Annotated in this window: 9 protein-coding genes and 3 pseudogenes; 7 read left to right on the top strand and 5 right to left on the bottom strand. The window is 36.7% G+C overall.

Translation table 11 applies throughout. The features are described from left to right. The 4 genes and pseudogenes from ACINWC141_RS16060 to ACINWC141_RS16050 form a co-directional block, all read left to right on the top strand. Positions 1-1,009 (top strand): IS3 family transposase gene (locus ACINWC141_RS16060; RefSeq protein WP_155757872.1). Its coding sequence is split into 2 segments (ribosomal slippage), with 1,010 coding nucleotides annotated over them: positions 1-186 and positions 186-1,009; the frame shifts between segments, so codons are not numbered across the junction. This gene is flagged as partial in the annotation. 38 nt (positions 1,010-1,047) lie between these two features. Beyond that, positions 1,048-1,125, top strand: a pseudogene (locus ACINWC141_RS19880) (glutamine amidotransferase); the annotation flags it as partial. Positions 1,126-1,237: 112 nt separating this feature from the next. Next, positions 1,238-1,759: a hypothetical protein gene (locus ACINWC141_RS16055; protein WP_034678950.1), complete on the top strand. Its 522-nt coding sequence runs from the start codon at positions 1,238-1,240 to the stop codon at positions 1,757-1,759. A gap of 151 nt (positions 1,760-1,910) precedes the next feature. After that, on the top strand, positions 1,911-4,100 hold the full coding sequence (locus tag ACINWC141_RS16050) for a TonB-dependent receptor family protein (protein ID WP_009392917.1): 2,190 nt from the start codon (positions 1,911-1,913) through the stop codon (positions 4,098-4,100). A 72-nt stretch (positions 4,101-4,172) separates the two neighbouring features. On the opposite strand, the gene ACINWC141_RS16045 is transcribed toward ACINWC141_RS16050, so the two are convergent. Next, on the bottom strand, positions 4,173-4,727 hold the full coding sequence (locus ACINWC141_RS16045) for a TetR/AcrR family transcriptional regulator (protein WP_009392929.1): 555 nt from the start codon (positions 4,725-4,727) through the stop codon (positions 4,173-4,175). 1,288 nt (positions 4,728-6,015) lie between these two features. Here ACINWC141_RS16045 and ACINWC141_RS16040 point away from each other — a divergent pair. Together ACINWC141_RS16040 and ACINWC141_RS16035 are read left to right on the top strand one after the other, a co-directional pair. Beyond that, a complete protein-coding gene (locus tag ACINWC141_RS16040; protein WP_009392914.1) occupies positions 6,016-6,846 on the top strand; it encodes a sugar phosphate isomerase/epimerase family protein in 831 nt (276 codons plus the stop codon). Positions 6,847-6,919: 73 nt separating this feature from the next. Then, positions 6,920-7,537 (top strand): LysE family translocator, encoded by a 618-nt coding sequence (locus ACINWC141_RS16035; RefSeq protein WP_009392922.1) that lies wholly within the window; start codon positions 6,920-6,922, stop codon positions 7,535-7,537. A 107-nt stretch (positions 7,538-7,644) separates the two neighbouring features. Here ACINWC141_RS16035 and ACINWC141_RS16030 read toward each other — a convergent pair whose 3' ends face one another. The 4 genes and pseudogenes from ACINWC141_RS16030 to ACINWC141_RS19870 form a co-directional block, all read right to left on the bottom strand. Beyond that, entirely contained in the window at positions 7,645-8,202 is a 558-nt protein-coding gene (locus ACINWC141_RS16030; protein ID WP_009392915.1) for a chorismate mutase, read from the bottom strand. 78 nt (positions 8,203-8,280) lie between these two features. Continuing rightward, positions 8,281-8,964 carry an SDR family NAD(P)-dependent oxidoreductase gene (locus tag ACINWC141_RS16025; protein ID WP_009392905.1) on the bottom strand — a complete coding sequence of 228 codons (684 nt, stop codon included), beginning with the start codon at positions 8,962-8,964 and terminating at the stop codon, positions 8,281-8,283. Positions 8,965-8,973: 9 nt separating this feature from the next. Continuing rightward, positions 8,974-9,735, bottom strand: coding sequence for an SDR family NAD(P)-dependent oxidoreductase (locus ACINWC141_RS16020; RefSeq protein ID WP_009392913.1), 762 nt, complete (start codon positions 9,733-9,735; stop codon positions 8,974-8,976). A gap of 7 nt (positions 9,736-9,742) precedes the next feature. Next, a pseudogene (locus ACINWC141_RS19870) lies at positions 9,743-9,904 on the bottom strand (glutathione S-transferase family protein); the annotation flags it as partial. A gap of 67 nt (positions 9,905-9,971) precedes the next feature. Here ACINWC141_RS19870 and ACINWC141_RS19865 point away from each other — a divergent pair. Then, positions 9,972-10,526, top strand: a pseudogene (locus tag ACINWC141_RS19865) (IS3-like element ISAba22 family transposase); the annotation flags it as partial.

Here is a 10,526-nt window from a genome sequence, read left to right as displayed (position 1 = left end):
CTGTAGCGACCCTTTGCCGTGAACACGGCATGAGTAATGCTACCTTTTATAAATGGCGTGCCAAATATGGTGGTATGGATACATCATTAATGGCTCGACTGAAAGAGCTAGAAGCCGAAAATACCAGACTTAAAAAGATGTATGCGGAAGAGCGATTAAAGGCCGAAATCATCCAGGAAGCGATGGCAAAAAAGTGGTAAAGCCATCTTGCCGGCGTAAGATGGCACAACAGGCAGTTGCCCAGCATGCCATTAGTATTCGTTTGGCTTGTAAAGCATTTGGCATTAGTGAAACCTGCTACCGCTATCAAGCCAAACTCAGCGATGACAATGCACTCATTGCTGAACAGCTCATTGAACTCACTGAGGAAAATTCCGATTGGGGCTTTGGTTTGTGCTTCTCGTATTTACGGCATGTTGAGAGTTGCTGCTGGAATCACAAGCGGGTTTACCGCATTTACTGTGAGTTGGCACTGAATCTGCGTATTAAACCGAGAAGAAGACTAAAACGGCATGCGCCTGAACCATTGAAAGAACCAATCCGAGAAAATCAGGTTTGGTCATTAGATTTTATGCATGATCAGCTTTCCGATGGTCGCAAGTTTCGATTATTGAATGTGATTGATGATTACCGCCGCGAAGGCCTAGCCATTGAAGCAGGGTTCTCATTGCCCACAATCAGGGTTATTCGTACGTTGAATCAATTGCTGGAGTGGAGAGAAAAACCGTTAGTGATCCGATGCGATAATGGTCCCGAATTTATCAGTCACGAATTTGTGCGCTGGGCTACTGAGCACGGTATTCGTATTGAATATATTCAACCGGGTAAGCCACAGCAGAATGCGTATATTGAACGCTATAATCGGACCATACGTTATAGTTGGCTGAGCAAGCATTTATTTGATACTTTGGATGAAGTACAAGATTATGCAACAAACTGGTTGTGGCATTACAACCATGAAAGACCACATCAAGCTAACAAAGGAAAGCCACCTCTAATGGCTGCTTAACCTCTACTTTTAACTTCGGTTATTTATGGGAGGATTACCATGACTACCAAGAAATGAATCAAAATCTATTTATTTTTCTGGATAAATTAAAAGAAGAATATTTAAAACAAAATTAAAAATGAGTGTAAAAGCCTTTCTTACACTTGGCTTTTACACGCATCCATACACCGTGTTATTGAACAGATGATCAAATACTCTAAAAATTGAATCTTCAAAAACTTAAATTTAATGTTACAATACAGTGATTTACTCAATTTCAATTGGACTTCAAAAGAAATGAATAGATTTTTATTAAATTTTTTATCTTTAAATATTATTCTTTTTTCTCCCGCGGCATTTTCTGAAACAAACACATTTCAAATGAAACAAGAATATCATCGCCCTAACTTTAATAAGCATAAAAGCATGCTTGAAGTGAATACGAGTTCTCAAGACCATAAATTTAACGAGCAACAAAAAGACTTTTCTAATTCTGCCACTCATCATCAAAATGTAGATTTTTTTGAAATTGCAAAACAATATCAAGAAAAGGAAACTAAGCCGTCGTACTCAACTGATGAAACAGTGAATATGAGTGATCATGACCGTAGTCTTTACTACATTAGAAATCATGATAATGTAGGTATTCAAAGAGAAATTCGTGGCCAGCAATTTAAATCGCTAAAACACCAGCGAGATAAAGGCGTTATTTCTAATGATGTATATAAAGAAAAGGTCTACAAAATTTTAGACACACCTAATTTTAGATAAGTTCGAAGCCCTCCTTGAGGGCTTTTCTATGAAAATGATTAGATAAAAAGTATGTTTAGTTTTTCTAAAAATATTAAAGCACATTTATAAAATTTTGTTACTTTTTCGCTATAATGATTATAATTATCGTTTAGGATTTCGATACATAAACATGGACCGCTCAAGCCCCCTTTCACTACCAAATTTTAAGTTTAAATTTTCTACACTGAGTTATGCAATCGGAATTGCTTGTACTTATCTCGCTCTTCCTGCACATGCCGAAGATACAACTACCAGTGCATTACCAACCATTACTATTAAGGCACAAGGCAACTGGTTAGAAGAAGCAAATGCTGAAACTGTTCATAAACATGCTGGTGCTCGAACTATTATTGACCGCAAGCGTTTAGATGAAACAGCTGCAACATCAATTCGCGAAGCTCTAAAGCAAGTTCCCGGAGTTCAGGCTCAAGACAGTAGCGGCACAGGTGGTAGTGATGTCTCTCTCAATATTGGGGTTCGCGGTTTAGCATCTCGCCTATCACCTCGCTCAACAGTTCTTGTTGATGGTGTGCCGCTTTCATTTGCACCTTATGGTCAGCCACAGTTATCTTTAGCACCTGTTTCAATTGGTAATATTGAATCAGTCGACGTTGTACGTGGTGCGGGATCAGTTCGTTTTGGGCCTCAAAACGTAGGCGGAATTATTAACTTTGCGACTCGCGCCATTCCTCAAGATTTTAGTGGAACTGTTAGCCTAACTTCAGAATATGCATCTGGTACTGACCAAGTAAAACTGAGCCCTAATCTATTTGTTGGGGGAACTTTAGACAACGGATTAGGCCTTGCCCTCTTGTATTCAGGGACTAAAGGAAACGGTTATCGAGAAGCCAACAATAAAATTGATATCGATGATGTAATGTTAAAGTCTGCTTATCAATTTAGTGATAAAGACTCAGTTGCTTTAAATCTGCACCATTATGAAGGTCGAGGCGAAATGCCAGAGGGTTTAACTCAGGCCCAATACGCAGAAAATCCTTATCAATCTTCTGGTGAAAAAAACTATTTTGCAGGTCGACGTACTGATGTCTCTTTACGTTATAACCATAAAGATGAAAAAAATAACTTCGAAGTTCTAAGCTATTACATTGATTCTTTCCGCACAAGTAATCTTGAGACCGTGTTAGCGAATGGTGACAAGCGTCTCGACTCTGCTCCACGTGATTATAAAGTCTATGCGATTGAACCGCGCTACTCTCGTATTTACCAACTAGGTAATACTCAAAACGAAGTAACGGTAGGCTATCGCTACTTAAAAGAAGAAAGTTCTGAATTTGCTGGGCGTACCGCTTCTTATGCAGCAGGTTCATCAGTGCCAGATTTTGCGCCACGTAGTAGCAGCGAAGGTGGTACTAAAGCACATGCAGTATATATCGACAACCGTATGGAACTTGGCCGCTGGACAATAACACCAGGTGTTCGCTTCGAATCAATTGAGACCCATAATAATTTCACGGGTTATAATAAAGGACAAGCCAATACTGTTTATCCAAAAATTGATTCAGATGAGTTTTTACCAAGTTTGTCTGTCATGTACTCAGCAAATGAAAACTGGAATATATTTGCAAACGCTGGTGTATCTTTCGGTCCACAGCAATACAGTCAATTAGCACGTCTTGAAGGAACAACCGCAACGGCTACAACCGAAGGTTTACATCCAGAAAAATCGAATAACTATGAAATCGGAACCAAATATCTAGGCAATGGTTTAAATGCCGAATTTACCGTGTTCTATCTAGACTTTGATAAAGAGCTTTCATTGGTTCGTGATGCTGGTAATAACGGGATCTGGACAGACTTAGGGGCAACCAGCCATAAAGGTGTCGAAACGGGTATTAGCTATGATTTCGGTCAATTGTCTGATGCACTGGAAGGCTTAAAAGTATATGGCAACTATACTTTCACCAAAGCAGTAGCTGAAGCGGGTCAATTTAAAGATAAAGACCTACCATTTTACTCGCGCCATGTCGGTAATGTTGGGTTAGGTTATACCGTGGATAAATGGTCTTTAAATGCGGATATGTTTGCGCAGTCTAAGCAGCATTCACCAGATCTTCCAGATAGTAATGTCTATCAAACAGAAGAAACTGCTGATGGTAAATATGGAGATATTGCAGGTTACACCACTTTTGCGCTACGTACCTCTTATGACTTAAGTTCACAAGTTAAAGGTTTAAAAATTGCTGGCGGAATCAAAAACGTCTTTGATAAGCAATATTTTACTCGTTCAACAGACTCTACTGGTGGTAAGTATGTAGGGCTGCCACGTACGTTCTATCTACAAACCTCTTTTGATTTTTAAAACTCAATTAAGTTGAAAAAAGCCCTCTTCGGAGGGCTTTTTCATAAGTTAAACACTAGAATATGGATCAATTTAAGCGAGCGTCGACATAAAATATTCTAATAATTTATCTCTTTCATCGATCTTATTTGCACTTAAAAGCTGGACCATTGCTCCATCAATCACAAATAAAAACATATGCGCATCTTCAACTGTAGCAGTCGCTTTTACGGTTAAAAGCAACTTATAAATTTCTTTAATAAACCAGTTTCGGTAGTCAATCACGACCTTATAAGCCGTGGGATAAAGCTTTTCAATTTCAAAAATGGCTTTAAACTGCAAATGGTAAAACCCTTCTAAATCAGCATGTAAAAAGAAGATTTTCTTGAGCTGATCGAACACCATAAGTTCACAGTACGAATGAATAATAGAAAATACCTCATCTTTTAACGCATCTTTTTGAAAAGTGAGACACATCTCGATAAGTCGTGCTTTTGAGTGAAAGTCGTTATAAAAAGTAGCTTTGGGAATTTTAGCTTCATCAATAATTCGGTCTACACCGACATTATTAAAGCCATATTGATTAAACAAATCTCTTGCCGCATGTAGCACGCGAAGTGCTCTAAATGATGCTTCTAAATTTGGCATAGTTATACCGTTTAAAATAATTTTTGTTGTCTGTAAAAGAGATAGAAATGCCGTCACTCTTAAATTGAGCGCTAAAAACAGGCAGGCAAAAGCGGCACAAAAATGGTGTGCTCGCCTATCTCAGGTTTATTGTTGCTATGATTTTTTTAGTCGTACCGATTCTTAAGATGTAGAAAACCTAGAGTCGATTAAACCGTTTGAAAGACTGTTTAAATAGAATGAATAAAGAGACTTTGGCAAAGGCCAATAAAGAAAAAATAGTACGCATAGCGGACTCCTAGATGAAATAGAAGTTCTACCAAATCACTGCTAAATGATTATGGTGGCAGAACGAAGAAGGGTTAGCAGACCAGTCATCTAGGAACCGGCACGCCCGAAGGCGTCCCTCCTCCGTCCTACCGCTACGAAGGGAGACGAACGAGTTCGACACCAAAAAATTGCTCTTTTGATGATCTAGATGAAAACGGTCTGCTAAAACCGACTGGCAATGTGGCCAGCAGGCAAAGGATAATCGGAGAGATTTGGGGTGTCAATGTTCTAAATTGAAGTAGTGATAGTATTGAATATAAAAAGATCTTTAAATAACAATTACTTTTTAGCATTTGACCTTAATTATCGATATCTTTTATTACCACCTAATGTAATAAGTCCCTTCACGAGATCCGATCCAATTATTTGTTCCACTATACAGGCACTCAGAAGAACTATTACTAGAACCCAATCTAACTACTTCATCTATTAATGATTTAGAATGGCAATTATGGCTCTTGAATGATTTCACCCCTCCACATTCTCCCCTAGGACAATTTGAATTAAAAATATTATCTGCAATAAGATTCAAACTATACAAAACAATTCTCATTTACCCCCTGAAATAATAAAAATGGTAATTTAGGTTTTAAATTCAGATTAAATTTTAATAATTCAACTGTAGTAGAGAAAATAATACATTTTTGATGAATATAATTTAATCTATCAAATAGATAAAAACTCTATCCGGTTATTAATTAAACATAAAAAAATGTAATAAAATGCCAATAATAATTTATTAAAAATAATATAAGTTTTTGAAAAAGCTATATTCTTAATTTTATTTGTAAAGAAATATTCTATTAATTGATATATTTTGCCACATACAGACCTGTCTATATACACATATAATTTTTAGATAAAAATACAACTTTAGTCTGATGTATTTTTACAAGAGAATAAAAATAATATGGCGGCGGGGTAAGTAGTGAATAAATAATTATACTCCAAATATCTTCAATAAATCAGGAACATAAAAATGAATTCGCCTTTAATAAATAATTATCTTAACTTTGCTTCTGGAATCGCACATCAGCAGTATTTACCAGCCGAAGAAGGGATTGTTAAGGCATTTAATGATGGTTGTACTCACTGGTATGTAGATGGAAGTCTACATGGAGAAATGGTTCCAGATTGGTCTTCTGAACGAATTGAGAATCTAAATAACTTAATAAAAAAATATAATGTTCAACCTATTTTCCACGGTAATTTTAAAGCCCCATTAGGTAGCGATGTAGATTATTTACGTGAAGCTGCTGTGGCATATGTTAAACAAGAGATTGATATTGCCGCAAAGATTGGTGCACCTTTAGTGATTCATGGTGGTGGTATTGTTGAACCTAAAAAAATTGTCCTCGCTAAACAAAAAGCTCTAGACAACTATATTTTGTCTATTAAAGAACTCGCTGAATATGCGGCGGAAAAATCAGTTGATATTTATTTAGAGAATTTATCAAACTATAAACACTATCGTCCGTTCCATTATGTCTTTACCCATATGGAAGAGTACGATTATGTTTTCAACAAAATTGATCATAAAAATGTCTATTTCTTTTTAGATGCAGGCCATGCAAATGTGGGTGAAGGTGACCCTATTGCTGTTGTAGAAAAATACCATCAAAAAATTAAGGGTATTTCTTTTAGCAACAACAATGGTGAGCAAGATCAACACTTTAGTATTGGCCGCGGTACTGTAAATTATTCTGATTTTATCGAGACTATTAATCGAAATAATTGGAAAGGTCTTGTTGCCTTTGAGGTGAGAGATAAAAGTACTTTAGATTCAGTTAAAGAATTGGCAAGCGCATAAAATTAAAAGCCTTCTGAGAAAGATCAGAAGGCTTTTTAAATATAAATAATTCATTTTTAAAAGGATATATTAAGTGAGTGGTTTACTAGTTTTCATAACAATTGCCTTTCTTACATTATCAAGCCCAGGGCCTGGTGTCTTATTTACAGTGACAAATTCAATAAATTACGGTGTTCGTACCGCATTATTTGGCATTATTGGCTTAATTATTGGTATGTTTGTCATTGCAGTCATTTCGGCTAGTGGCGTTGGTTTAATTATTACTAGTAATCCCACTATTTTTACTGTTTTAAAATTTATAGGTGCATTCTATTTAATGTATCTAGGCTATAAGAACTTTGTGAAAACGTCCCCTTCTCAAGACTTATTAGATACCGAAACAAGTGAAAAAACTGTTAGAAAGTCCAAATTATTTTATCAAGGTTTGTTCGCTTCTCTTCTAAACCCTAAAACTATTGTTTTCTTTATCGCTCTTTTTCCACAATTTATTGATATAAAAGAAAAAATAATAAATCAATTTTTAGTGTTATCTTTAACCTTTTGCCTTATCGGCTTCTTAATTCATCTGGTCTATGCTAATTTTTCTTCAATCTTTAAGGAAAAAATGCTATCTGGAAATAATTTTGCCAGATTAAATAAAATCAGTGGCTGTATATTTTTCATTCTCGCTGTTTTATTAATTGTTCAATAAATTAAAAAATAATGTAAACGCTTTTTAGGGAAAAAGCGTTTCCCTAAAAAGTATTTCACTACTTATCCAAGTATTATTCTACAAATTTATACTCCGATTTAAGAAACTCATTCTCTTAACTTAATTTTATTTAATGTCATACATAAAGCTTTTTTGTCAGCCTCTTTAATTTGAGGATGTCGAACAGACCACATGTAGCTACAGCTATGAGGTGCTTTATTGTTATTTTGCTTGAGTTCATTGGCAATGCTTTTTAAAAGTTCAGTGTTTAGCGTACTAATTTTTAAACGTACCTCTGCTAAATCTTGAGGCCTCCAATTGGTTTCCGGACTCGACAACCAGTCTGCGCGATATCGGTACTGAATTGCTTTGGCAACATTCATTTGCGTCACAATAAATGGTTTCACTGTTTCGCTATTTAAGCCAAAAGATTCCGCCTCGGAAACAGACTGATCGAGAACTTTCTTTTCTTGAGTTAAATCTTCAATCGGCAAATGCTGCTCTGCTTTATAACCCGCGACGTCTTTCATATAAGATAAACGCTCGTTAATTAAACGGGCCGTTTGATCATATTGATATGCTTGCGCTAATGAAGAAACACACGTGAAAGCTGTCAACGTACAAACCGCTTTAACTACTTGCGAAGCACTCTTAATTTTTGCCATGTAAATACCTATCGAAATTATTGTTATGTCATCATTCCAGATCAGTACTGTATTTTAACAACCTGCAAAAGTAAAACTTCAAGATAGGCTAAGTTCTTGGCTCCATGCCGAATCAGGTTGCTGATAGATGTGTTGGCACACCTGTTTAAGCGATGAAATAAAATGTCGGTTTTGCCCATCCCATTTTTCAACCATGCAATAGGTGATATGAATCCCTTTAGGCTGGAACTCTCTTGCCAATGATTGCGCTAAAGCACGAATACTCGCGAACATGCTTTGGCTCAATACATCGTAATGAGTCGAGTTACTATTTGGCGCGCCAAGAAAAATCACTGTACCCTGCTGTTGTTTTAACATCGGTTTAAGGACAGCTTGCGCTACATTCACCGCACTCAAACCTGTGGTTTGCCAATGGTGTTCAATCTCTTCTAAAGATAAAGCCTCAATATTTGGTGAAGATGAAAAGTTTGGCTGAAACACGCATAGTTCAATTTTGTGGCCATGGTTAGCAATATAACGCACTAAACTTTTTAAGTGATCTGCATTCGCTAAGTTTAAATGGATTGCTGTCACACCATCATGTATAGAATGAGCTTGCATATTTTGTACAGCCGAATCATGCACAACTTGATAAAGATGTAACGGGAATTGGGCGTTTTTATCTAAAATTACAAAGTCACGCTCAAGCAGATGTAAATCATGACTAGCAACGACCACACAGCCCTGCTTTTTTTGAAATCTCTGAAATATTTTTTTTAGCATTTTAGTCTCTCAAAATTTTTCTTGATAAGGACGTAAATCCAGCTCATGTGTCCAAAGCTTCGGTGTTTGTTGGTATAGCCTCCAATAGTTTTCTGCAATTGCATCAATATTGAGTCCACCTGTGCCACGGGTAAGACGAGCTAAACGCCCTAAGCCAAATAATGCTTTATTCACTCTATCGCCATCGACCATTCCATCAATAATTACATGAGCAATATGTACATCTTGTGATTTATAAATTTGAGCTAGATTTAATGCATAAGCGCGTAAGGCAGATTTACCCATCGTAAAGGCAGCAAAAAAAGGTTTCCCACGCAAAGAAGCACTTGCCCCCGTAAAAATAAGCGTACCGTGATTTTGATCTTTAAAGATTTTTAGACAGCTTTGAGAAACTAAATAAGCCGATAAAAAAGTGGATTGCCACATTTGAGTAAAAAACGACAGCGGACTCCGCAAAAACACCGAGGGAATATTTCCCCCTACATTATGAATGACAGCAGTTATACGTTCATTTTGACTAATGATTGTGTCAAACAAAGCTTGTACTTGCTTTATATCTTCTGCATCCAGACGAAATGCGACAGCGTCCCCACCTTTCGAATGGATTTCGGCAGCTACGGCTTCAATTTTCTGGAAAGTACGCCCAGCGACATAAACTTTTAAACCTTCTTTGGCAAAACGATGACACACAGCTGCACCAATGCCTTGTGATGCCCCAACGCCAATAACAACTACACAATCTAATGTTTTATCCGGTGTTGCTAATGTCATAGTCATTTCACCCTGTTTGTTTTTTATACCATAATGCAATAAATGGACGATCCAAAATTTCTTTACCAAATTTTTTGCTTGTACGAATCACTTCACCGAGTTGTGCGGCCACCGCAATGTCTGCAATTGTCTGGGAGTCTCCTACTAACCATTCACTGTGTGATAAAACATGATGTGTGCTGAAAAAACAGGAGGTTTTAACTTGGTAAACTAAACACACTCATCAGGAGTTTACCATGAGCAAGAAACACAAGACTTACACCACAGAATTTAAAGCTGAAGCCATCAAATTAATTGAAGCCAATCAAGGCAATGTCTCGGAAACAGCCAGACAACTTAGCATTTCAATGCAAACTCTTTCAAATTGGAATACCAAAGCAAAGGCTGGAACTTTAGCAGGTACAAAACAGTATTCACCTGATCTAAACGCTCTACTCGAAGAAAATAAAAAACTCAAACAACAGCTCAAAATAGCTGAAATGGAACGTGAATTTTTAAAAAAGGCAGCAGCGTACTTTGCCAAAGAAAGTCAGTAAGGTACGCCTATATGAAACAAAAAAGATATTCTTTTCCAATTACCTTAATGGCTCGATTACTTCATGTTTCAGTTTCATGTTTTTATGATTGGCTCAAGAGAGGCGTGAGCAAAAGAACGATTCAACGAAATCAACAGACGATATTGGTGAAAATAGCCCATGAGGAGACAAAGCAGAGCTATGGTTATATTCGATTAACCAAATACTTACAAGCTCAGGGTATAAAAATGAGTATGTACGCTGTACGTCAGATAA

Source organism: Acinetobacter sp. WC-141 (assembly GCF_000313935.1).
In the GTDB taxonomy this organism is placed as follows: Bacteria; Pseudomonadota; Gammaproteobacteria; order Pseudomonadales; family Moraxellaceae; genus Acinetobacter.
The sequence above is the reverse complement of the archived record's forward strand: the minus strand, read 5'-3'. Positions and strand labels throughout refer to the sequence as shown.